General features: G+C 45.1%; 13 protein-coding genes and 9 pseudogenes. 14 read left to right on the top strand and 8 right to left on the bottom strand.

The window, feature by feature from the left end; all coding sequences use genetic code 11:
• Positions 1–49: 49 nt before the first annotated feature.
• Positions 50–175, bottom strand: coding sequence for a hypothetical protein (locus D368_RS20050; protein WP_003154659.1), 126 nt, complete (start codon positions 173–175; stop codon positions 50–52).
• A gap of 98 nt (positions 176–273) precedes the next feature.
• Between D368_RS20050 and D368_RS06610 the strand changes: the two are divergent.
• The 9 genes and pseudogenes from D368_RS06610 to D368_RS06570 all read left to right on the top strand — a co-directional run bounded on the left by D368_RS06610 (position 274) and on the right by D368_RS06570 (position 11,113).
• Positions 274–1,238 (top strand): annotated as a pseudogene (locus tag D368_RS06610) (LacI family DNA-binding transcriptional regulator).
• A 49-nt stretch (positions 1,239–1,287) separates the two neighbouring features.
• Positions 1,288–2,154: a glucose PTS transporter transcription antiterminator GlcT gene (gene glcT, locus D368_RS06605; protein ID WP_012117426.1), complete on the top strand. Its 867-nt coding sequence runs from the start codon at positions 1,288–1,290 to the stop codon at positions 2,152–2,154.
• Between the two features lie 229 nt (positions 2,155–2,383).
• Positions 2,384–4,479 (top strand): annotated as a pseudogene (gene ptsG / locus D368_RS06600) (glucose-specific PTS transporter subunit IIBC).
• A gap of 96 nt (positions 4,480–4,575) precedes the next feature.
• The gene (locus D368_RS06595) at positions 4,576–4,842 is read left to right on the top strand and encodes a phosphocarrier protein HPr (RefSeq protein ID WP_003154654.1); all 267 of its coding nucleotides are present in this window, start codon (positions 4,576–4,578) and stop codon (positions 4,840–4,842) included.
• A pseudogene (gene ptsP / locus D368_RS06590) lies at positions 4,842–6,556 on the top strand (phosphoenolpyruvate--protein phosphotransferase). The gene D368_RS06595 and the pseudogene ptsP overlap by 1 nt, the downstream one beginning before the upstream one ends.
• An 87-nt stretch (positions 6,557–6,643) precedes the next feature.
• Positions 6,644–6,883, top strand: a complete 240-nt coding sequence (gene splA / locus D368_RS06585; RefSeq protein ID WP_003154646.1) for a splAB operon transcriptional regulator SplA — start codon at positions 6,644–6,646, stop codon at positions 6,881–6,883.
• Between the two features lie 86 nt (positions 6,884–6,969).
• Complete coding sequence (splB, locus tag D368_RS06580) at positions 6,970–7,998, top strand: spore photoproduct lyase (RefSeq protein ID WP_003154644.1); 1,029 nt, start codon at positions 6,970–6,972, stop codon at positions 7,996–7,998.
• Positions 7,999–8,125: 127 nt separating this feature from the next.
• Positions 8,126–10,091, top strand: a pseudogene (locus D368_RS06575) (methyl-accepting chemotaxis protein).
• A gap of 80 nt (positions 10,092–10,171) precedes the next feature.
• Positions 10,172–11,113: an NAD(P)-dependent oxidoreductase gene (locus D368_RS06570; protein ID WP_486129234.1), complete on the top strand. Its 942-nt coding sequence runs from the start codon at positions 10,172–10,174 to the stop codon at positions 11,111–11,113.
• Here the strand turns inward: D368_RS06570 and D368_RS06565 are convergent.
• Positions 11,075–11,850, bottom strand: a pseudogene (locus D368_RS06565) (CAP domain-containing protein). The gene D368_RS06570 and the pseudogene D368_RS06565 sit on opposite strands and share 39 nt — an antisense overlap.
• Before the next feature lie 335 nt (positions 11,851–12,185).
• Between D368_RS06565 and D368_RS06560 the strand changes: the two are divergent.
• Both D368_RS06560 and D368_RS06555 read left to right on the top strand, forming a co-directional pair.
• Positions 12,186–14,318, top strand: a pseudogene (locus D368_RS06560) (peptidoglycan D,D-transpeptidase FtsI family protein).
• A 177-nt stretch (positions 14,319–14,495) separates the two neighbouring features.
• Positions 14,496–16,315: pseudogene (locus D368_RS06555) on the top strand (PAS domain-containing protein).
• Here the strand turns inward: D368_RS06555 and D368_RS06550 are convergent.
• Together D368_RS06550 and D368_RS20045 are read right to left on the bottom strand one after the other, a co-directional pair.
• Positions 16,296–17,509: pseudogene (locus D368_RS06550) on the bottom strand (aminotransferase A). The pseudogenes D368_RS06555 and D368_RS06550 sit on opposite strands and share 20 nt — an antisense overlap.
• Before the next feature lie 199 nt (positions 17,510–17,708).
• Positions 17,709–17,870, bottom strand: a complete 162-nt coding sequence (locus D368_RS20045) for a hypothetical protein (protein WP_007409608.1) — start codon at positions 17,868–17,870, stop codon at positions 17,709–17,711.
• A gap of 188 nt (positions 17,871–18,058) precedes the next feature.
• On the opposite strand from D368_RS20045, the gene cheV reads away from it, so the two are divergent.
• Complete coding sequence (gene cheV, locus D368_RS06540) at positions 18,059–18,970, top strand: chemotaxis protein CheV (RefSeq protein WP_071391910.1); 912 nt, start codon at positions 18,059–18,061, stop codon at positions 18,968–18,970.
• A gap of 42 nt (positions 18,971–19,012) precedes the next feature.
• Here cheV and D368_RS06535 read toward each other — a convergent pair whose 3' ends face one another.
• The 4 genes from D368_RS06535 to D368_RS06520 all read right to left on the bottom strand — a co-directional run bounded on the left by D368_RS06535 (position 19,013) and on the right by D368_RS06520 (position 22,399).
• Positions 19,013–19,477, bottom strand: coding sequence for a YkyB family protein (locus D368_RS06535; protein ID WP_003154622.1), 465 nt, complete (start codon positions 19,475–19,477; stop codon positions 19,013–19,015).
• A 121-nt stretch (positions 19,478–19,598) separates the two neighbouring features.
• Positions 19,599–20,891 carry an MFS transporter gene (locus D368_RS06530; RefSeq protein WP_071391909.1) on the bottom strand — a complete coding sequence of 431 codons (1,293 nt, stop codon included), beginning with the start codon at positions 20,889–20,891 and terminating at the stop codon, positions 19,599–19,601.
• A 75-nt stretch (positions 20,892–20,966) separates the two neighbouring features.
• The gene (locus D368_RS06525; protein ID WP_088037173.1) at positions 20,967–21,461 is read right to left on the bottom strand and encodes a L,D-transpeptidase family protein; all 495 of its coding nucleotides are present in this window, start codon (positions 21,459–21,461) and stop codon (positions 20,967–20,969) included.
• A 74-nt stretch (positions 21,462–21,535) separates the two neighbouring features.
• Positions 21,536–22,399 (bottom strand): metallophosphoesterase, encoded by an 864-nt coding sequence (locus tag D368_RS06520; protein ID WP_071391907.1) that lies wholly within the window; start codon positions 22,397–22,399, stop codon positions 21,536–21,538.
• A 74-nt stretch (positions 22,400–22,473) separates the two neighbouring features.
• Between D368_RS06520 and fadH the strand changes: the two are divergent.
• Positions 22,474–23,306 (top strand): annotated as a pseudogene (fadH, locus tag D368_RS06515) (2,4-dienoyl-CoA reductase).
• 110 nt (positions 23,307–23,416) lie between these two features.
• Entirely contained in the window at positions 23,417–23,965 is a 549-nt protein-coding gene (locus D368_RS06510; RefSeq protein WP_128574652.1) for a hypothetical protein, read from the top strand.
• Positions 23,966–24,002: the final 37 nt, after the last annotated feature.

Here is a 24,002-nt window from a genome sequence, read left to right as displayed (position 1 = left end):
GTGATAAAAAAGGACGGTTCTGGAACGCAGCGTCCTTTTTTATCACCTTTTAAATGAAAAAATCATCAAAATGCTGAAATGGTTTGATGTCATGCTTTTCATTCAGGGGCCGCAGGGCAAGGTAACTGCCGCCGAGTATGGCCAGACACAAACCGATTAAGCAAAGAATCCCCATCGCTGTTCTTCTCCTTTCAAACGAATAGGATGTATCTGTTTCTAGCTTACTGTATGAAACGCATTCCAGATCAAGGGAAAAAAGAAAGGGGGGACGCCATGGCTACGATCAGAGACATTGCCGGCGCTGCCGGGGTTTCCGTTACAACGGTATCAAGAGTTTTAAATGATCATCCTTATGTAAGTAAGGACAAAAGAGAAAGAGTGAAAAAAGCGATGCAATCGCTCGGATACACACGCAACATTCATGCTGTGCATTTATCCAAAGGTTTTTCCGATATGATCGGCGTTGTGCTTCCGTCGGTGAATCTTCCGTATTTTGCAGACCTTGTTGCAGGTATTGCCGAGGCTGCCGAAGCGTCAGGCGTGCATCTTTCTTTATACCAGACAGATTATCAGCAGCAAAAAGAACGTTTTGCTTTATCACAATTACAGGAGCGCCAAGTGGACGGCCTGATTATCTGCTCCAAAGCAATTCCTGATGAGCATCTGCTTACCGTGAAAGAACCGCTCATCCTCTGCCAGTACACTGATGCGGCGGGGCTTTCCTCCATCAGTAATCCGCATCGGGAAGCATTTCGGCACGGTCTGGATTATCTGATCGAAAAGGGACACCGGAAAATAGCGATCAGCCTGGCCAGAAAAAGGGAAAAAACAGTCAAGTCCGCATCGCCGCATACAAAGAGGCGCTGAAGAAGATCGGGCAGCCTTACAGGGAAGAGCTGGTTGTGGAAAAGGTGCTGACGCTGCTTGACGGGAAAGCCCTTTTTCATAGATGGAAGAGCTGGGATGACAAACCGACTGCGCTGTTTGCGGCGAATGATCAAGTATCCGCAGGTCTTTACCTTGAAGCCAAGGCAAACGGGACGCGCATCCCGGAAGAGCTTGCGATTTTGAGCATCGACAATCATGATATCAGCAAGATGTTAGGTATTTCCACAATAGATATACAAACGAAAGAAATGGGAAAGCAGGCTTTTCACATGCTTGAGAACCGGATCAACGGCGGGCCTCCGGGAAGGAAAGTTCTTGATTACCGCCTTATTGAACGATCAACCGTCTAAAAAAGAATTGACGCGCTTTCCGTTCGTTTTGTACGATATGAGGTATTGAATGACAAAGGAGCTGAGGATCATGAAGGGGTCCTTTACAGTTGAAAAGGTATTAAATAACAATGTGCTCATCGCAACACATGATAGATACAGTGAGGTCGTCTTAATCGGAAAAGGGATCGGCTTTGGAAAAAAACAAGCGGATGTCATTGAAGATAAAGGGTATGACAAGATGTTCATCTTAAAGGATGAAAAAGAACAAAAACAATTTAAAAAGCTCCTCGGTTATGTGGACGAGACACTTGTCGACATCTCCAATGACGTCATTTATCATATCAAGAAGCGGACAAGCCAACCGTTAAATGAGCATATCCATATTGCGCTGACTGACCATATCGCCTTTGCGGTAAAGCGGCTGCAGCAGGGTTTTGACATTAAAAACCCGTTTCTCATGGAAACCGAAACGCTTTATCCGGAAGAATTCCAAATTGCCCGTGAAGTCGTCGGCATGATTAATGAAAAGACGGGAATCTGCCTTCCGGAAGGAGAGATCGGCTTTATCGCTCTGCATATCCATTCCGCCCTGACGAATCGGCCCCTTTCAGAGGTCAATCAGCATTCACAGCTGATGTCCCGCCTCGTTCAGGTGATTGAGGAATCTTTCCAGATGAAAGTGAATAAAGAAAGCGTCCACTATTTGCGGCTGATCCGGCATATCAGATTTACCATAGACAGGATTAATCGGGAAGAGCAGACAAAAGAACCAGAAAAGTTAATGTTATTATTGAAAAATGAATACCCGCTATGCTACAATACTGCTTGGAAACTGATAAAAATCTTGCAGCAAATACTGAAAAAACCAGTTCATGAGGCGGAAGCGGTTTATCTCACGCTTCATTTGTACCGATTAACCAATAAAATTTCATAATTTCAGTTGAAACCTTAAAAACGTGTCACTGATTCGATCAGGCATGAGTGATTGAGGGTAAAAACGGGAAGAACGATCCCGTTATTTTGCACACCCTTTTTACTCATGCCTTTTTTGTTGTGTAAAAGGGCAAATGTAAACGGTTAAACTGAAGACTTGCGCCAGTGAATTCGTTGTCATGAATTTTCGCTGTAAGGTCACACTAGCTAACAGAGGAGGTACATCTTTTATGTTTAAAGCATTATTCGGCGTTCTCCAGAAAATCGGCCGTGCTCTTATGCTTCCGGTTGCGATTTTACCGGCTGCGGGGATCTTGCTTGCGTTAGGGAATGCCATGCAGAACAAAGATATGATTCAAGTCATGCATTTCTTAAGCAATGATAACGTTCAGCTTGTGGCGAACGTCATGGAAAGCGCCGGCCAAATCGTATTTGACAACCTGCCGCTTCTTTTTGCAGTAGGGGTTGCGATCGGTCTTGCCAACGGAGACGGTGTTGCCGGAATCGCGGCCATTATCGGATACCTGGTCATGAACGTATCCATGAGCGCCGTGCTTATGGCGAACGGCAGTATTCCGTCTGACAAAATTGAACGGGCAAAGTTTTTTGCGGAAAACCATCCGGCCTATATTAACATGCTGGGGATACCCACTTTGGCGACGGGCGTGTTCGGCGGTATTATCGTCGGGGTCCTGGCCGCGTTATTGTTCAACAAGTTTTATAAAATTGAACTTCCGCAGTACCTCGGATTCTTTGCGGGTAAGCGGTTTGTCCCGATTATCACATCAATTTCCGCATTAATTCTCGGTCTTATTATGTTAGTGATCTGGCCTCCGATCCAGCACGGTCTGAATTCCTTCTCCACGGGCCTTGTGGAAGCGAATCCAACCTTGGCGGCCTTTATTTTCGGGATGATTGAGCGGTCATTGATTCCGTTCGGTCTTCATCACATTTTCTACTCGCCGTTCTGGTATGAATTTTTCAGCTATAAAGATGCCGCAGGAGACATCATCCGCGGAGATCAGCGGATTTTCATGGCTCAGATCAAAGACGGCGTACAGCTGACGGCGGGAACATTTATGACGGGGAAATATCCGTTTATGATGTTCGGTCTTCCGGCGGCAGCGCTTGCAATCTATCATGAAGCGAAGCCTGAAAAGAAAAACTTGTAGCCGGAATCATGGGTTCTGCCGCTCTGACAAGTTTCTTAACGGGAATTACCGAGCCGCTTGAATTCTCATTCTTATTTGTGGCTCCTATCCTGTTTGCGATTCACTGCGTATTCGCGGGACTTTCCTTTATGGTTATGCAGCTGTTGCATGTAAAAATCGGTATGACGTTCTCAGGCGGTCTGATTGACTACTTCCTGTTCGGAATTCTGCCTAACCGGACGGCTTGGTGGCTTGTCATTCCGGTCGGCTTAGGACTAGCACTCATTTACTACTTCGGTTTCCGGTTTGCGATCAGAAAGTTCAATCTGAAAACGCCGGGCCGTGAAGAAGAGACTGCGGATGAAGGTGCGGGCGCCTCAGGCGAAGCCGGCGACCTTCCTTATGAAATCCTGCAGGCAATGGGTGACCAGGAAAACATTAAGCACCTTGACGCTTGTATCACGAGACTCCGCGTTACGGTCAACGACCAGAAGAAAGTGGATAAAACTCGTTTGAAACAGCTTGGCGCCTCAGGCGTTCTGGAAGTCGGAAACAACATTCAGGCCATTTTCGGCCCGCGTTCTGACGGTTTAAAAACACAGATGCAGGATATTATCGCCGGACGCACGCCGCGCCCTGAACCGAAAGTATCCGCACAAGAAGAAGTCAGCCAGCAGGTTGAGGAGGTTATCGCAGATCCGCTCCGAAACGAGCAGGGTGAAGAAGTGTTCGCTTCTCCGATCACCGGCGAAATCCATCCGATTACCGATGTGCCTGACCAGGTGTTCTCAGGAAAAATGATGGGTGACGGTTTTGCGATTCTTCCTGAAGAAGGAATCGTCGTATCGCCTGTCCGCGGAAAAGTGCTGAATGTTTTCCCGACAAAACATGCGATCGGTCTTCAGTCTGACGGCGGAAGAGAGATCCTGATTCATTTCGGAATCGACACAGTCAGCCTGAAAGGCGAAGGATTCACTTCTTTTGTTTCTGAGGGTGACCGGGTTGAACCGGGGCAAAAGCTGCTTGAAGTTGATCTTGAAGCGGTTAAACCTCATGTTCCTTCATTAATGACACCGATTGTCTTTACAAATCTTGCCGAGGGTGAAGCGATTTCCCTTTCGGCCGAAGGTACCGTAAAACGGGAACAAAAAGATATTGTGAAAATCGGAAAATAAGCATATAAATACGCCGTGCTTGTCAGATGACAAGTACGGCTGTATGATATAATATTGTGTAGTAAAATAGCTTTAATTTAAAGGAGAATGATAATCATGGCACAAAAAACATTTAAAGTAACAGCAGATTCCGGAATCCACGCTCGTCCTGCGACAGTTCTTGTACAGACTGCAAGCAAATACGATGCTGACGTAAACTTAGAATATAACGGCAAAACAGTAAATCTTAAGTCAATCATGGGCGTTATGTCTCTAGGTATCGCTAAAGGCGCTGAAATCACAATTTCCGCTTCAGGCGCTGACGAAAACGATGCTCTTAACGCTTTAGAAGAAACAATGAAAAGCGAAGGACTCGGCGAGTAATGCAAGAATTAAAAGGAATAGGCGCTTCAGCCGGAATTGCGATTGCGAAAGCATACCGGCTTGAAGAGCCGGACTTAACGGTTGAAAAGAAAAACATTGCTGATGCTGCGGCTGAAGTAAGCCGTTTTGATGAAGCGATTGTACGTTCTAAAGAAGAGCTTGAAAAAATTAAAGAGCATGCTTTAAAAGAACTGGGACAAGACAAAGCTGACATTTTCTCCGCGCACCTTTTAGTTCTGAGTGATCCTGAGCTGTTGAACCCGGTAAAGGAGAAAATCAGCACAGATTCAGTCAATGCTGAATTCGCTTTGAAAGAAACAGCTTCCATGTTCGTTACTATGTTTGAATCAATGGATAACGAATACATGAAAGAGCGTGCGGCGGATATCCGTGACGTAACAAAACGTGTGACGGGGCACCTGCTGGGCGTGGAAATTCCGAACCCGAGCATGATCTCAGAAGAGGTTGTTATCGTGGCTGAAGATTTGACACCGTCTGATACGGCGCAATTAAACCGCCAGTTTGTAAAAGGTTTTACAACTGATATCGGCGGACGCACTTCACACTCCGCGATCATGGCCCGTTCGCTTGAAATTCCGGCTGTTGTCGGCACAAAAGCGGCTACAGGGACAATTGAAAACGGTGTTACGGTGATCGTAGACGGCATCGATGGTGATGTGATCATCGATCCTTCCAGTGAAACGTTAAAGAAATATGAAGAAAAGCACAGTGCTTACCTGGCGCAAAAAGCTGAGTGGGCGAAGCTCGTCAATGAACCGACTGTTTCAAAAGACGGCCATCATGTAGAGCTTGCCGCAAACATCGGCACACCTGACGATGTAAAAGGCGTTCTTGAAAACGGAGGAGAAGCTGTAGGGCTTTACCGTACGGAATTCCTTTACATGGGACGCGACCAGCTTCCGACAGAAGACGAGCAGTTTGACGCTTATAAAACGGTTCTTGAGCGTATGGAAGGAAAATCAGTTGTCGTGCGGACATTGGATATCGGCGGCGACAAAGAGCTTCCTTACCTGCAGCTCCCTAAAGAAATGAACCCGTTCTTAGGCTACAGAGCCATCCGCCTTTGCCTTGAAGAGCAAGAAATCTTCAGAACTCAGCTTCGTGCGCTGCTTCGTGCAAGTACATACGGAAACTTAAAAATCATGTTCCCGATGATTGCGACAGTAAACGAGTTTAAACAGGCGAAAGCGATTCTTCTCGAAGAAAAGAAAAACTCGTCGAAGCCGGCGTAGCGGTTTCTGACGATATTGAAGTCGGTATGATGGTAGAGATTCCGTCTACAGCCGTTATCGCAGATCAGTTTGCTACAGAAGTTGACTTCTTCAGTATCGGAACAAATGACTTGATCCAATACACGATGGCTGCTGACCGCATGAACGAGCGCGTAGCTTATCTGTATCAGCCATACAATCCGGCGATTCTCCGTCTGATCACCCTTGTTATTGAAGCCGCTCACAAAGAGGGCAAATGGGTCGGCATGTGCGGAGAAATGGCGGGAGACGAAATTGCGATTCCGATTCTTCTCGGCTTAGGCTTAGATGAGTTCTCAATGAGCGCTACATCCATCCTTCCGGCAAGAACGCAGATCAGCAAGCTTTCTAAAAAAGAAGCTGAATCATTCAAAGAAACAATCTTGTCTATGAGCACGACAGAAGAGGTTGTCGCATTCGTTAAAGAAACATTCAATAAGTAATACAACAGCCAGACGGTGTAAGCCGTCTGGTTTTTTTCATATTCGGAAAAAAGGGGGGAACAATAACGATCAACAGGAGGGATTATCATGACAAAATCATTTGCAGCGGGGGATACGGTCTATGTGATTTACCGCAATCCGCATGCCGCCAATGTTGCCCATATTAAAGAGGCGGAGATCGTCCATCACCCGTATCATGAGGGAGAACTGTCTCTGTTTTTATACGAAACCTATCATCCGCTGGCCGAAGATGACGCGGTCTTTTCGACATATGAGGAAGCGGAAGCGCTTTACAGCGAGCTTTTTGAAGAAGACCGGTATCATTGATCAAAGGAAATGTTTACAACGCATATTCACTCTCTTTTAAACGGAAAGTAACAACATGAGAAAATGTAAAAAGGGAGTGTCAGTTCATGCTGAAGCCGTTTGTGCCCCAGCTTGTTTATATAGAACCGAGAGCGCTCGAATACCCGTTAGGACAAGAGCTGAAGAATAAGTTTGAAAACATGGGGCTTGAGATCAGAGAAACAACATCGCATAATCAAGTCCGGAATATTCCGGGGAAAAATCACTTGCAGCAATACCGGAACGCGAAATCAACATTGGTAATCGGCGTCCGGAAAACACTGAAATTCGATTCTTCAAAGCCGTCCGCCGAATATGCCATTCCATTTGCGACGGGCTGTATGGGGCATTGCCACTATTGCTACCTGCAGACGACGATGGGATCAAAGCCTTACATCCGGACATATGTCAATGTGGAAGAGATTCTGGATCAGGCTGATGAGTATATGAAAGAACGGGCGCCGGAATTTACAAGATTTGAAGCCTCTTGTACGTCTGATATTGTAGGAATCGATCATCTGACACATACATTAAAAAGAGCCATTGAACATTTCGGACAAAGCGAATTGGGACAGCTCAGATTCGTGACTAAATTTCACCACGTCGATCATTTGCTCGATGCAAAACATAACGGAAAGACTAGGTTCAGATTCAGCATCAATGCGGATTATGTCATTAAAAACTTTGAACCGGGAACTTCTCCGCTCGACAAACGGATCGAAGCCGCCGTCAAAGTCGCTAAAGCGGGCTATCCGCTCGGTTTCATCGTGGCGCCGATTTATATTCACGATGGCTGGGAGGAAGGCTATAAGGAGCTGTTTGAGAAACTGGATGCGGCGCTTGATGAAGACGTTCGGCATGACATCACATTTGAACTGATCCAGCATCGTTTTACAAAACCGGCCAAACGGGTGATTGAGAAGAACTATCCGAAAACAAAGCTTGAGCTTGATGAAGAAAAGCGCAGGTACAAATGGGGACGCTACGGAATCGGCAAATATATATACCAAAAAGACGAAGAACATGCCTTAAGGGAAACACTCGAATCTTATATCGAAACCTATTTTCCGAAAGCGAAAATCGAATATTTTACGTAAGGCGGAGCTGTCGGCATGACGGCTCTTTTTTTTGCTGCGCCAAATGACGGAAATGTTTGATATTTATTTCAAGATTTATTCATTTTCTTGGCCGAAAGACCGATATAACTCTCAGGAGGGGATGGTTATGTTTAAAAAAATGCATATCAAAATTGCTGTGTTTGTCTCGGCAATGCTTATTGTAACGGTTGTTTTTTAACGGTTTCTTCATATTTGACATTAAAGCCGATGATGACGGAGGAAGCAAAACGTACGACAGAGAATGTCACCAATTCACTCGGTCAGAACATTGAGCTTCAGCTGAAAAATGATGAGACCGTATTAATGAGATTAGCAGACGGTGAATTGTCCCGGTCTTTTCTATCAGATGGGAAGAAAGAAACCGCGCGGCTTTTTAACGATGAGTTAAAACAGATCGGACAGAATGACAAATATGTCGCGCTTGCGTACGTCGGAACCGCAAACAAACAAATGTTTACATATCCAAAGGCCGATTTTGCCAAAGACTATGATCCGACAAATCGAACGTGGTATAAGATGGCGGCTGAAAAACCCGATAAGGTTGTCTGGACTGACCCTTATAAAGATGCAGTGACGGGAGACATGATCGTGACGGCGTCAAAAGCCATTCAAAACAGCGGAACCGTCGTCGGAGTGGCGAGCTTAGATTTGAAGCTGTCCTCTATTCAGAGCATGGTCAACGAGCAAAAGGTTCCGTATAAAGGATTTGCCTTTTTAGCGGATGAAAACGGCTCTCTTCTGGCCCATCCGGCAAAACAGGGAAAAAATATTTCGGAAGATCAGACGTTAAAAGACATCACTGCGGACAAAGAAGGCATCAAAGAGCTGCAGGAAAACTTGGTCGTCTACCAAACGGTAAAAGAAACAGGGTGGAAAGTCGGAACGCAGTTTGAAAAAGATCAGCTGATGGGAGTAGCCGACAAAATGAACACGGTGAGCATTTTTATGTCACTGATCGCCCTTGTGATTACGATCGGACTCAGCTATTTCCTCGCAAAAACGATAACCGGGCCGATTCAGCAGCTGATCGCAAAAACAAATTCAGTCTCAGCGGGAGATTTAACCGTCCGCGCTCAGACGAAATCAAAAGATGAAGTAGGCGAGTTAACAAAAGACTTTAACCAAATGGTTGAAAATATGAAAGAGATGGTCGAACAGGTCAAGGCCTCCTCAGAAAATGTGTCTGATACATCTGACCAGCTAACCGTCATTTCACAAGAAACAAATGAAACGAGCGGACAAATCGCAAAAGCGATAGAGGAAGTCGCCGCCGGAGCGACAGAGCAAGCGTCAGAGGTTGAGACGATCAACGAAAAATCAGAAAATCTCTCAGTCAAAATAAAAGGAATCGCAGATCGCGCAGGCAGCATAAAACAACTCTCAAAATCTTCAGAGGATGCCAGCTACAAAGGATTGGACGCGCTCGGGCAGCTGCTGATGAAGTCAAACGAAGCCAATTCAGAAACGAAAAAGTAGAGGCAATGCTGAATGACCTGGAAGAACAAACGAAAAACATAGAAGAAGTCGTGACGGCAATATCCGTTATTTCAGACCAGACGAATCTCTTGGCGCTGAATGCGAGCATAGAAGCCGCAAGAGCGGGAGAAAGCGGACGGGGCTTTGCCGTCGTCGCGGAAGAAGTCCGCAAGCTTGCTGAACAATCAGCTCTTTCTTCCGGCCATATCAGTGAGACGGTTCGTCTGATTCAATCAGAGACAAAAGAAGCGTCACACGCGATGATTGAGGCAAGCAGAATGAATGATGAACAAAACAGCGCTATTCATGAAACGGGTGAGGTTCTCAATCTGATTACGACGGAAATGCAGTCTCTCGTTCAAGGTATAGATCATATTTACAATGACATTCAAAAAATGAGTGAAGAACAAGCCGCGATTCAAGAAGCGATTCAAAGCATCTCCGCCATTTCTCAAGAATCTGCGGCAGCGGCGGAAGAAGTGAATGCTTCTACTGATGAACAGCTCGTTACGCTTGAAAAAGTGAAGCAATCGACTGATATGTTAAAGAGCGCAAGCGAAGATCTGATCAGCGCCATTTCTAAATTCACCTTGTGACGCGGTCTCTATCAGCCTATAATATGGTAATATAGACATGAAAGAGTGATATATGAATCGCATCAGGGGAGGAAAGCGCAGTGAACAAAACGGTCGGATTTATCGGTTTGGGCGTCATGGGAAACAGTATGGCATCGCACATTTTAGAAGCGGGCTATCCTGTTTTAGTCTACACGCGGACGAAACAAAAAGCGGAAGAGATTCTGAATAAGGGAGCGGTCTGGCAGGAGACGGTCAAAGACCTTTCGGAAAAAGCAGACATCATTATTACCATGGTCGGCTATCCGAGTGATGTCGAGGAAATCTATCTCGGTGAAAGCGGCATTCTCCGTCATGCAAAAGAAGGGGCGTTTGTCATTGACATGACGACATCAAAACCGTCTCTGGCGAAGAAAATAGCGGAGAAAGCCAAAGAAAAATCCATTCACGCCCTGGATGCACCCGTTTCCGGCGGAGACATCGGCGCGAGGAACGGAACGCTTGCCATTATGGCCGGAGGAGAAAAAGAAGCGTTTGAAGCATGCCTGCCGCTTTTCTCCGTTATGGGGGAAAACATTCAGTATCAAGGACCGGCTGGCAGCGGCCAGCATACGAAAATGTGCAATCAGATCGCGATTGCAGCGGGGATGGTCGGAGTGGCTGAAGCGATGGCTTACGCGGAAAAATCCGGTCTGAACCCGGAACAAGTGCTGAAAAGCATTACAACCGGAGCGGCTGGCAGCTGGTCATTGTCAAACCTCGCTCCCCGTATGCTGAAAGGCGATTTTGCGCCCGGATTTTACGTGAAACACTTTATTAAAGACATGGGCATTGCCCTTGAAGAAGCGGAGCTCATGGGAGAAGAAATGCCCGGATTGGCGCTGGCCAAATCATTATACGACAAGCTTTCCGCGCAAGGTGAAGAAAACAGTGGAACTCAAAGCATTTATAAGCTTTGGGGTGAAATAAAAAAGATTGCCCGCCGGGGCAATCTTTTTTATTATTTATTTTCCGATGAATTGCTGTGTCCAGATGTTGCCTGATTCTACATAACCGACACCGATTTGAGTGAACTCAGGATTCATGATGTTCTTTCTGTGGCCTTCACTGTTCATCCAAGCTTTAACGACGGCTTCAGGAGTCGGCTGCCCTTTGGCGATATTTTCACCGGCAGTTTTATAAGTGATTCCGAAAGACTTCATCATATCAAACGGTGAGCCGTAAGTCGGACTTTGGTGATCGAAATAGTTTTTGTCTTTCATATCTTGTGATTTTGCGTGAGCTGATTTGCTTAATTTTTCATCAATCTGCAGAGGTTTTAAGCCTTGCTTTTGTCTCTCTGCATTTGTCAATTCAACGACTTTCTTTTCGTACGCACTGACAGATGAAGGAGTTTTCTCGCTGCTGTTGTTTGTGTTATCTGTCTGCTTTGCATTGTCAGCCGTCTGGTTTTGATCGGCTTTCGGTTTTTCAGCAGCTGCCGGAGCCGTTTTTGCCGGTGTTTCTTTTTGTACATCCTTAACTGTCATGTCAGAATGCTTGGCGTGTTTTTGCAGCAGCTGTTTCAGTTCTTTCTCATTTTTAACGTTCAGCTGTTTCGCGCTCGTTTTCATATGTAGTTTTTCAACAGCCTCTTGAAGAGTCAGATGCTGTACGGTGTTTCCTTTTTTACGGTAACGACGTGCTGGCATGACAGCTCTTTTGCAGATGCCTGCTGAATGCCTCCGAATGTAATCAAACTGACTGCCGCAGCGGCAGATAAGAGAAATGCTTTTTTCATAGTTAATAGCCTCCCAGAGAAGTTTTTTCTACATGAAAAATCTTATCACAGCTTTTTTGTCATAATGCAGGCAGCCATTTCCTTTGACAACAAACGTTTGTCATAATTGTAATTGAGCATAGAAAAATGGCTTTATATCAGGAAAAACGATCTGTATTTATTTTTTAAAATCCGTTACATCTCTTCAAATTATTTGAAGTGTTAGATATATTTTAAGATAATTTGATCTTGACAGTTTTTTTTACCCGTTTTCGCTGTAACAACTTTTACAAAAATGTTACAATTAAAATCTGTTTATGTAAATATATTCAATGATTTGAGAGGTGTAACAGAAAGTGGCTGAAGTCGCGCGCGAACCAAAGAAAAAACGAAACGTTACAGAGCGCTGAGAATGAATCTCTATTTTTTGATTGTGTTTCTTCTCTTTACGGCACTGATTTTTAAACTCGGCATCGTCCAGATTGTCGAAGGGGATAAACACCGCCAGGATGCAGAGAAGGCAAATGCAAAAACCGCCTATTATCCGACACCGCGGGGAAAAATGTATGACAAGCGGAACAGGGTGGCGGTTGATAACCAGGCTGTGCCTGAAATTGTATACGTTTCTACCTCAAAAACCTCGGCAAAGGACAAATTGAAAACGGCAAAAAATCTCGCCGCACTGATCCATATTGATACTGAATTTATGAAGGATCGAAATATCATTGATTACTGGCTTGCCGCACATCCGAAGAAGGCGGAAAAGCTTATGAAGGATTCAGAAAACAGCCTGAAACCGCAAGAAGTATACAAACGCCAGATTGAACGCGTCCCGAAACAGGAGATTGACGCGATCAAAAAAGATAAAAAAGAGCTGGAAATTGCGGCGATTTATACGCGTTTTTCAAGCGGCAACGCCTATCAGCCGCAAGTCGTCAAATCAATGGACCCGAATAAGCTGAACGGAAACGGAAACAGCGGTTCACTGCTTGACGAGCATGACAACAACAAGCAAAAACCGAAAAGCGACCTGACATATGAAGAAGTTTCCGTCGTATCCGAGCACTTGAAAGAGCTCCCCGGCATTGACGTAATCAATGACTGGACGCGGAAATATCCGTACGACAAAACACTGTACTCTCTGTTCGGCGGTGTGACGACACCGGAACAGGGATTGTTGGGCGAACGGAAAGATTACTATGTCACAAGAGGCTACTCACTGAATGACCGGGTGGGTAAAAGCTACATTGAATATCAGTATGAAGACTATTTAAACGCACATAAAGAAAAAGTAGAGTATGTGGAAAACAGCAAAGGTGAAGTCGTCAGCCAAAAGCCCGTCGATGAAGGCAGCAGAGGCTACGATCTGCAGCTCTCGCTCGATATGGAATTGCAGTCGAAAGTCGAAAAAGTCATTGAAAAAGAGCTGAGAAGAAGCCGCGCTGCAGGCAACTATATGGTTGACAGAGGATTTGCCGTCATGATGGACCCGAACAACGGGGATATCCTCTCAATGGCGGGGAAACGCATCGATCTCGAAACAAATAAAACACAGGATTTTGCGATCGGATCATTTACGACCCAATATGAGATGGGCTCTGCTGTTAAAGGAGCGACTGTTCTCGCGGGTTACCAAAGCGGCCTCCCGCATTATAAAACGTTTGTCGATGCACCGCTTGTATTTAAAGGCAAAACGAGAAAACAATCGTGGACACAAATGGGAGCCATTACTGAGCTGACCGCGCTGCAAAGAAGTTCAAACGTATATATGTTTCATGTGGCCATGCATATCGCCGGCATTAACTACAGGCCGTACGGCACACTGCCTGCCGGATTAGACGATATTAAAAAAAATGCGGAACTACTATGCCCAATTCGGTTTGGGTGTGAAGACCGGGATTGATCTTCCGCAGGAATCAGCGGGCATGCAGTCAAATCCGCAAATGGTCGGGGGATTGCTGCTTGACTTTGCGATCGGACAGTTTGATACGTATACGCCGCTTCAAATGGCTCAATATATTTCAGCCATCGCAAACGGCGGGTATCGCGTCCAGCCGAGGATCGTCACAAGCATTCATGAACCGGACAGCAAAAATAAGATTGGAAAAGCGATTGAACAGCGGGATATTAAAATTTTGAACAAAGTAAATAACAGCCCGAGCGATTTTGATCAAGTTCATAAAGGAATGAAACTGGTCACAAGCTCACCTCAAGGAACGGCTTATTCAACATTCCAGGGGTCCGGCGCCGATGTTTCCGGTAAAACGGGAACCGCGGAGACGCACTATTACGGCACGAACAAAAACTGGTGGGGTAAAGACACGTATAACCTGACCTTTGTCGGCTATTATCCGTCAGAACATCCACGAGTGGCATTCAGCGTCGTCGTACCGTCTGTTCGAGATGATCACGATCCCGTCAGCAAAAACATTGCCAAAGGAGCAATTGACGCTTACAAAGAACTTGAAAAGAAATACAATAAAAAATAACAAATGAAAGGGCGGCCGAACATATCGTGCGCCCTTTCTTTCATTCAGGAAAATTGACGTTCACAATAAGAATAGAAGGAGAATGCTCATTTTTTAGCGAATCAATCTAGTGGAATTTCTTTTTATATCAGTCCGTGTCCAGCCTGCAGTGCGAGTATAATGCAAAGGAGGGATTCTGTGGAACAGGATACTCAGCATGTCAAACAGTTTCAATCGAAAACCGATCTTCATGCCGTTTTGACGTCTAACGGGCGTATTATGTATATTTCTGCAAACTGCAAATCGTATTTCAGTTATTCTCAGGAAGAGATGATCGGGTCATTTCTCAAAACGTTCCTGCATGAAGAAGATCAATTTTTGGTTGAAAGTTACTTCTATAATGAGCATCATTTGATGCCTTGCACCTTTCGTCTTATTAAAAAGATCATACCATCGTATGGCTTGAAGCGGGTGTGGAAATTGTCACACCGCAAATGGAGGGGACGGATCGGGAAATCATCCTCAAAATCAAGGTGCTTGAGGAGAAGACGCCCCGCCGGCCTTATATGTATGAACAAAAGAAGCAAAAGGCAGAACAACAGTCTGAAGATGCGGCTGGAAACGGCGAATTCGAGCGTCTTGTCGAAATGCTGCCGAATCCTTTATATGTCAGCATCAACGGCACAATCGCCTACGCCAACAACGCGATGCTTGCCATGCTGGGAGCCGAAAGCAAAGACGAGGTAATCGGCAGGCGCTCTTATGAGTTTATTGAAGAAGAGTATCACGACATTGTGAAAAACCGAATTGTGCGGATGCAAAAAGGAATGGAAGTCGGAATGATCGAACAGACGTGGAGAAGGCTCGACGGCACGCCCGTTCATTTAGAAGTGAAGGCGGCACCGACGACATATAAAAATCAGCGGGCGGAATTGCTGCTTCTGATTGATATTTCTTCACGGAAAAAATTCCAAACGATTCTGCAAAAAAGCAGAGAACGTTATCAGCTCCTCATTCAGAATTCAATTGACACGATCGCCGTGATTCACAATGATAAATGGGTATTCATGAATGAATCGGGCATTTCGCTGTTTGAGGCTGAAACATATGAAGATTTAATCGGGAAAAACGTCTATGATCAGCTTCATCCCTGTGATCATGACGGCGTGAAACAGCGGATCCAAAATATTATCAACCGAAAGACCGAGTCAGAAATCATTAAGCAATCGTGGTTTACCTTTAAAAACCGGCTGATCTACACGGAAATGGTCTGCATTCCGACGACGTTTTTCGGAGAAACGGCCGTGCAGGTCATTCTGCGTGACATTTCTGAGCGGAAGCAGACGGAGGAATTAATGCTGAAGTCGGAAAAGCTGTCTATCGCAGGGCAGCTGGCGGCGGGGATCGCTCACGAAATCCGCAATCCGCTGACGGCGATCAAAGGATTTTTACAGCTCATGAAGCCGACGATGGAGGAAAACGAACATTACTTTGAAATTGTGTTTTCTGAACTGAGCAGAATCGAATTAATTTTAAGTGAGCTTTTAATGCTTGCCAAACCTCAGCAAAACGCCGTGAAAGAGCGTGTAAACTTAAAGAAAATTATAAGTGAAGTGACCGCTCTTTTAGAGACGCAGGCGAATCTTAAAGGGATTTTTATCAAAACGGATTACGAACATGACAGCATGTATATTAACGGTGATCAAAATCAGCTGAAACAGGTGTTTATCAATCTGATTAAAAATGCCGTTGAGTCGATGCCGGATGGGGGAACGGTTCACATCATCATGACAGAAGATGAGTATTCCGTTAATGTGACGGTGAAAGACGAGGGTGACGGGATACCGGAAAACGTGCTGAAACGAATAGGCGAACCGTTTCTGACAACGAAAGAAAAAGGAACCGGCCTGGGGCTGATGGTCACATTCAACCTTATTAAAAACCATCAGGGAGCCATCCAAGTAGACAGCAAACCGGACAGAGGCACGGCCTTTCACATTACATTCCCGAAACAATAAAAAACAACGGCGTTATGCCGTTGTTTAAATAGTCTGCATGGATTCTCTCGTTTTTAAAATAAATGCTTCCAGCCGGTCCAAGCCTTCTCTCAATGTATCCAGTGAATATGCGAATGACAGCCTCACATACCCTTCACCCAATTTTGAAAACGAGCTGCCGGGCACAAGAGCCACACCTGCATCCTCTAAAAGAGCCATACTAAAATCAAACGATGACATTCCGAATGACTTAATGGAAGGGAAGATATAAAATGCGCCTGACGGCTTTACGACGTCAAGCCCCATTGAAACAAGACGGTCATATACATAGTCAAGCCGCTTTTTATACTGTTCTCTCATAATAAGCGCATCATCAACACCGTTTGTCACCGCTTCAAGAGCCGCTTTCTGAGAGATTGAAGACGCGCATGTCACACTGTATTGGTGAACTTTTAAGATGTGCTTGGCAATTTCTTTCGGTGCGAAAATGAAACCGATTCTCCAGCCCGTCATGCTGTGTGATTTTGACAGGCCGTTGATGACGATCGTCTGGTCTCTCAAATAAGACGCGATCGAATAATGCGGTCTGTCATAGGTTAATTCGCTGTAAATCTCATCAGACAGGACAAAAACATTTCTGCCCTTCAGGACGGCTGCGATGTTTTGCAGCTCTTCCTCAGACAATGTCACTCCGGTCGGATTTGACGGATAAGGAAGAATGACGCATTTTGTTTTTGGTGTCAGCGATTCTTCAATGAGCCGCGCCGTCAGCTTAAATCCGTGTGTCGTCGTATCCACATGGACCGGAACGGCGCCCGACATGCGGATGATCGGTTCGTAGCCCGGATATATCGGTCCGGGGAGAATAACTTCATCGCCCGGAGATAAAATCGTCCTCAAAGACGCGTCAATCGCTTGGCTTGCCCCGGTTGTGACGATGATTTCAGTTTCAGCTTCATAATTCAAATCAGCTTTTTTCTTCATATAAAGCTGTACGGCCTGTCTCAGCTCAAGGCCGCCCGCATTCGGAGTATATGCCGTTGCGTTATCGTCGATTGCCTTTTTGGCAGCCGCTTTGACATGGTGCGGCGTGAAGAAATCCGGCTGACCGATCGTAAGCGAAATGACATTGTCGTGCTGAGCTACAAGATTTGAGAATTTGCGAATTCCTGAAATTTCAATTTCTTTTACATTCGGATTAAGCAAATGTTCCATAATTCATCACCTTATACTATATATTGAGTTTCTCCTATTTTACCACTAGCTGAGCATTTGTCATCTTTTTATTGAACTATCCCGAGTATATGTCCGATATGTGAAAACATACCTTCTTTCAGAAAAAATAAGACAACCAGCTGAAATGATTGTCTTCATTGTATCATGATCTATCTATTGTGATATGTGGCGAATGTCATTAATACCCGTATTCAAAGCTGACGTCTTCCCGCCATAAGATGTATGGAGCGGGCTTGTCGGGACGCTCTTTCGCCTCTTTTTTCATTTGCAGGTAAGCCGTTTTGCTGATATCTTCTAACACCGTCATTTGATCTTGGTCGAATATGACTACTGTACCCATTTATTACACCCTTCTTCCTGAAAAATCCTTGACTATTTTACCACTCGATGTCAAAAAGTCAATGGGATATCAGAAAAAAGCATCTTTTTATAAAGAGTTCATGGCCAGTTGGCCCGAATACATTCACTTTTTCCGTTTACAGCCGATATATACAGTACAATACTGAATGCGGATAGCGAGGGATTGAATTGTCTTTACAACAATACGATATTTTATTGGATTCAGGCACAAACGAATTAGAAATCGTCAAATTTGAAGTAGGCGTCAATACATTTGGCATAAATGTGATGAAAGTCCGGGAAATCATTCAGCCGGTAGATGTCACATCTGTGCCTCAGTCTCATAAAGACGTAGAAGGGATGATTAAGCTGAGAGGCGAAATTCTTCCCGTCATCAGTCTGTATTCCTTTTTCGGCGTTGATGCCGAAGGAGCAAAAGACGATAAATATATCGTAACGGAATTCAACAAACGGAAAATCGTCTTTCACGTCGGTTCCGTTTCACAAATCCACAGAGTGTCCTGGGAGGCGATTGAAAAGCCGACTTCCCTGAACCAGGGCATGGAGCGGCACTTAACGGGAATCATCAAACTGGAAGACACGATGATCTTTCTGCCTGATTATGAAAAGATCATTTACGATATTGAATCAGCATCCGGTGTTGAGACTTATCATGTCCATCAGGAAGGATTTGATGAAAGACGGGCGGGTAAAAAACTGATTATCGTTGAAGACTCGCCGCTTCTGATGCGTCTTTTGACGGATGAGCTGACTGAGGCGGGGTACAGTGAAATCGTTGCGTTTGAAAACGGAAAAGAAGCGTATGATTACGTCGTGGAACTGACGGATAACGGAGCAAACCTGTCAGACCATATTGACATGATTATCAGTGACATTGAGATGCCGAAAATGGACGGGCATCGTTTGACGAAGCTCCTTAAGGATAACCCGCAAAGCTCTGATGTGCCGATTATGATTTTCTCGTCCCTCATTACGGACGACCTGCGCCACCGGGGCGAAGTAGTCGGAGCGGATGAACAGATCAGCAAGCCTGAAATCAGCGAGCTCATTAAAAAAGTGGATACGTACGTGATTGAATAGAAAAAAGCCGATGCATGACGCATCGGCTTTTTTGCGGCGGAATTAAAAATAACTCTCACCAAGTTTTTTAAATACGGGTTTATGATAAGCGGGCTGCTGCCTGTTGGCGGCAAGCGGTTTTTCCTTTAAGCCCACATATTTTTGCAATACGTTTTTCGCTTTTGTCAAAGACATTTGTGCTTTAGGATTGCGGTACGATTGATTTAACGTACCTAAATGCGGAAGATGCTGGAAGTCTTCTTTTGTTGGAGGCATGTGAAAATAGTAGTCTCCGATAGAGATAAGTACGTCTGACTGCTGTTGGCTAAACCTGGGATTATTTGAAAAGTGAAGCCCTATTTTTTTCCCTTTGCCTTCTTTCACAAGCTTTTGTAATGCCCGTTTTTTCAGCAGATAAAGGTATTTAGGGTTGGGGGCGGTTTTTGCATGGCGGTTCACAGTATAAACAGCTTTTGAAAGATTCTCGATGGTTGGCTGCAGCTCTTTCGAATAAGCGTGGTCGTCCATTATTTCTCTCCTTTGCATTGATCAAGTTCATATATAGATTATACTTTTTTAGCGTTGAAATGCAAATATTGATTATAAAAATACGCCTTTTTCTGATGAAAAGGGCGCATTTTTTCCTTTATTAGACAGGTTTCGCATGTTTTTCGGAATCAGCCTTTAATGATTGCTGTACATCGACCTCTGCTGCCTCGGCGCTGTATTTCGGAAGAGCGATAAAATAGAACACAAATACCGCTAAAATCACGATTCCCATGCCGTAATAAAGGTAATCAATATTGGCAACGAATTTCGGAAATAACAGGGCAACCAGTCCGAGTGTAATCGATTGGGCAAACATCATAAAAGGGTCCTGCCAGCCGCTGACCCGGCCCATTATTTTCGGATGAACGATTTTCGGCATCCAGCCCCCGATGGCGATATTGACGGGGCCGATGCACATGCCGAGGATGAAAGCCGCCGCATAATAAATCCACAGCTTATCCGTATAGCCAAGGACAAAAATGAGCAGTCCGGCTGCCAAAATAGGAATCGACATCAAATGATGCGGTTTGACTTTTTTTGCGATCATCGTTCCGATCACACTTCCTGCAAGCAGGCCGAAGCCGAGTGCGACGGTGAAGATGGAAGTATGTGATTCGTAATGATCAGGCGCAAGTCCGTATTTCATCGTAAACATCGGCAGTACGGCAAAGCCGCCGTTGACAAAACCAAAGATAAAAAAGCCGAAAATAAGGGAAGCAAGCAATTTGTTTTTAACAATATATACGATCCCTTCCTTAAAATCAGCGACCGAGTCTTTCAGAAACGAATCTCTCCATTTAAAAGGGCCGTTCGGCTGACGGGCTTCTTTCGGAATGCGGCAGGCGCGGATCAGAAAGCCTGATACAATAAAGCTGACAAAATCAAGGATAATGGCTCCGTGAATACCGATCGTTTTATACATAAACGCGCCCATACCGACGCCGAATACCATAAAGATGCTGAACAGGATCTGGTTAAGTCCCGCCGCTTTCGCATAATGCTCCTTAGGCAGAATAGCTTGTACAAGGCTGGCTTCCGCCGGGAAAAAGAACTTGGTCACGGCGCTTCTGATGAACAAAATACAGAACACGAGAGGGATGCTCCCGGTGTATAATGCGGCAAACAATATGATCGTCAGTCCGGCTCTGATCCAGTCACAATTCTCTGCGACCTTTTTCCTGTCAAGCCGGTCAGCTGCGACACCGACAATCAGAAATACGAAAACTGTCGGCAGTGAATACATCAGCTCAGCCAAAGTTGTGTATGCCGGCTGGTTTGAAAAATGGTCCAGCAAGTAAAAAGCGAAAGCCATATTACCTACAGTCGTTCCCATTTGAGAAGCGAGTGCTGCGAAAAAGAGACGGACAAAATTGCGATTTTTAAATATATCCATAAACACGCTCCTTACCCTAAAGGTCCCACTGTAATATATTATCATCAGCTCGTTCCATTAACAAATAAGATCTTTCTATCTTATAATCGTCACCCTTGTTCCATTAGGAACGGTAGCCGCAAGTTCAGTGACGTCCTGATTATACATCCGGATGCAGCCTTTTGATACCGCTTTGCCGATGGAGGAAGGATTATTTGTTCCGTGAATGCCGTAATGAATTTTAGAGAGGCTGAGCCAATAAGCGCCGAACGGGCCGCCGGGCTTAGGCTGGCGGTTCACAATGTAAAATTCTCCGGTCGGCGTGGTCGTCAATATTTTTCCGACTGCGATGGGGTACGTACGGATGAGCCTGCCAAGGCGGTATAACTCCAGTTTCTTCGCTCCGATATACACGACAATGGAATAGGGGATGGTGGATGGGTCGGGAAGATTCGGTATGATAATATGCTGTCCCGCGTATATGACCGATTGGATTGAGGGATTTGCCTGAAGGAGAGCAGCAGTGCTTATTCTGAAGTCTTGCGCAATGCTTGAGATGGTTTCTCCTTGTTTCACTTGATATGTCAGCAGTTTCATCACCCTCCTTTTTGCTCTTTTCCATATACATATTACGGAGGGGGTGTCTGTGCATCGGGATAAAAGTCTTATTTTTGTACGGTTTTCAATGTGAACAGCGTAATTTCCGGTCTGGCTAAAAATCGATACGGCAGTCTTGTCGTACCGAGCCCGCGATTGACGTAAACGGCTGTGTCATGCAGCGTATACATGCCGTCGGTATACGTTTTTCCGTATGGAGGCGTAATGAGAGGGCCGAAAAACGGGAGCTGGACCTGGCCGCCGTGAGTGTGTCCCGACAGCTGGAGGTTTACGGGATATCCGCCGATCTTGAGAGCGGCATCAGGCTCGTGGACGATTAAAATGGAAAACGCATCTTCGGAAAGGCGGGACAGGGTGCCTTCATAATCGGGTTTTCCGAGCATTACATCATCCAAAAACGCGAGTTCAATCCGGCTTCCGTCTGTCAGCTGCACCTGACGGCAGCCATTTCGAAGCACTTGAAAATCAGCAGCTTCCATCAGAGCCTTGTACGTGTTCGTACCGTAGCCTCCGTGGTCATGGTTTCCGTAAACACAAAGTTTGCCGAAGGGAGCTTCCAGATTTTGCAGCACGGCGAGTGCATGCTGATGATCATTAAATAAATGCGGCTTATCAATTAAATCTCCCGTAAAGATGAGCAGATCGGGTTTCAGCTGATTGATCTTTTCCGCTGCTTTATTCAAGTCACCGGGTGTAAACACATCACTGAGATGCGTATCGCTGAATTGAACGATTTTAAAATTGTCAAAGCCGCGGGGGATCAGGCGGTTGGTGATTGTATGCCGGGTGATCTCAAACATGCGCGGTTCAATATACCGGGCATAGCCGTAACCTCCGCAAGCCGTTGCGAGAGTTGCACCCAAAATGCCGAATCCTCTTTTTAAAAATGTTCTTCTCGTCATTTTCTCCATCTGTAAAACCAACCTTTGTCAGAGTTGTTCTATTATATCATCAGCTTGGCTGAAAAATCCCTTCTCAGCATGTAATGACGCGGAAAGACATCTATGATAAAATTATGAATGATTATTCATTCAATAAAAGGGGTGGGTTTGTTATGGATAAGAAAGCGGTAATCATTACAGGCGGTTCAAGCGGCATGGGAAAAGCAATGGCGAAAAAACAGGCTGAATTAGGATGGCATGTCATGGTGACAGGGAGGAACCATGAAGCACTTGAGGAAACAAAAAAGAAATTGAGACCTTTGAGGGGCAGGTCGCCTGTTTTCAAATGGATGTCCGTTCTGATTCCGCCGCTTCAGACATGATTACAGAAGCGAAAAAAGTCTTTGGCCGGCTCGATGCGCTGATTAACAATGCGGCCGGCAATTTTATTTGCCCGGCAGAGAAGCTGACGCCCAATGGATGGAAAGCTGTTATTGAGATTGTTTTAAACGGCACATTTTTCTGCAGCCAAGCCGCGGCAAGGCATTGGATCGAGCAGGAGCAGAAGGGCGTCATCTTAAATATGGCCGCTACATACGCATGGGGAGCGGGAGCGGGTGTCGTTCATTCCGCTGCAGCCAAAGCGGGGGTATTGTCACTGACAAGAACGCTGGCCGTTGAATGGGGGAGCAAATACGGCATCCGGACAAACGCGATAGCCCCCGGTCCGATTGAACGGACAGGCGGTGCGGAAAAGCTGTTTGAATCGGAAAAAGCCGTGTCCCGCACTATGAACAGTGTGCCGCTCGGCCGTCTGGGGACACCGGAGGAAATCGCCGCTTTGGCAGCGTTTTTGCTATCCGATGAAGCATCCTATATAAACGGGGATTGTATTACAATGGACGGGGGGCAATGGCTGAATCCTTACCCGTTTTAATTTACATGACATATTTTGCGAAGCAAGCGAACGTTAAAGGTGAACGTTCGCTTGTTTTATTTTTCTATTCAAAATTATGATATAATTTTTAAAGATTAAGAGGTGAATAAGTGAAGAAATTATTAAAATGGTTCATTGTACTATTTGTAAGCAGTTGCGTTATCATCTTTAATGTTTGGTACTTTATCATTTGCGCTTTTACTCCGGAGTATTATCAAAATACCAATCTTACATCTGATGAAATAATCAGATTTGAAAAGCTATATCATATAGATTTTCCTGATGAAACGAAATTTATTAAAGCCAGGGAGTATTTGAGTGGGCTCGGAGGCGATACATCGGCTGTATTATATGTGTCTCTGCCAACCAAGCTGGCGGAAACAATTTTATCTGATTATACGTATATGCCAATAAATCATACTGATCATGCCGGTTCAATGTATGGAGTTGACGTTTCCAAGACTGCTGGCGGGTTAACAACTCTTACATTTGGCACTTTAGATAAAAAAGGAACTTTCTTTCAGTTGAAACATGATGATGATTGGATATTTAACAGCACTGATTGGAGCCATTATTTTTGGACAGCCGCCGGTTATCATGCTCTTATATTTATCCTTTTATTTGTGATGGTGAAACAAATGAATAACGTCCTTAATTAACCGGTCTGAAGAGTGATCTTAAAAATGTCCCCCTTTT

Source organism: Paenibacillus lentimorbus NRRL B-30488, from assembly GCF_000411595.1.
GTDB lineage: Bacteria > Bacillota > Bacilli > Bacillales > Bacillaceae > Bacillus > Bacillus velezensis.
Note: the sequence above shows the minus strand (reverse complement) of the source record. Positions and strands in the feature narration are given on the sequence as shown.

Coding starts and splice junctions, on each gene's coding strand:
- D368_RS20050 (WP_003154659.1), bottom strand. CDS start 175: ATGGGGATTCTTTGCTTAATCGGTTTGTGTCTGGCCATACTCGGCGGC.
- glcT (WP_012117426.1), top strand. CDS start 1,288: ATGACAAAGGAGCTGAGGATCATGAAGGGGTCCTTTACAGTTGAAAAG.
- D368_RS06595 (WP_003154654.1), top strand. CDS start 4,576: ATGGCACAAAAAACATTTAAAGTAACAGCAGATTCCGGAATCCACGCT.
- splA (WP_003154646.1), top strand. CDS start 6,644: ATGACAAAATCATTTGCAGCGGGGGATACGGTCTATGTGATTTACCGC.
- splB (WP_003154644.1), top strand. CDS start 6,970: ATGCTGAAGCCGTTTGTGCCCCAGCTTGTTTATATAGAACCGAGAGCG.
- D368_RS20045 (WP_007409608.1), bottom strand. CDS start 17,870: ATGGGTACAGTAGTCATATTCGACCAAGATCAAATGACGGTGTTAGAA.
- D368_RS06535 (WP_003154622.1), bottom strand. CDS start 19,477: ATGGACGACCACGCTTATTCGAAAGAGCTGCAGCCAACCATCGAGAAT.
- D368_RS06530 (WP_071391909.1), bottom strand. CDS start 20,891: ATGGATATATTTAAAAATCGCAATTTTGTCCGTCTCTTTTTCGCAGCA.
- D368_RS06520 (WP_071391907.1), bottom strand. CDS start 22,399: ATGGAGAAAATGACGAGAAGAACATTTTTAAAAAGAGGATTCGGCATT.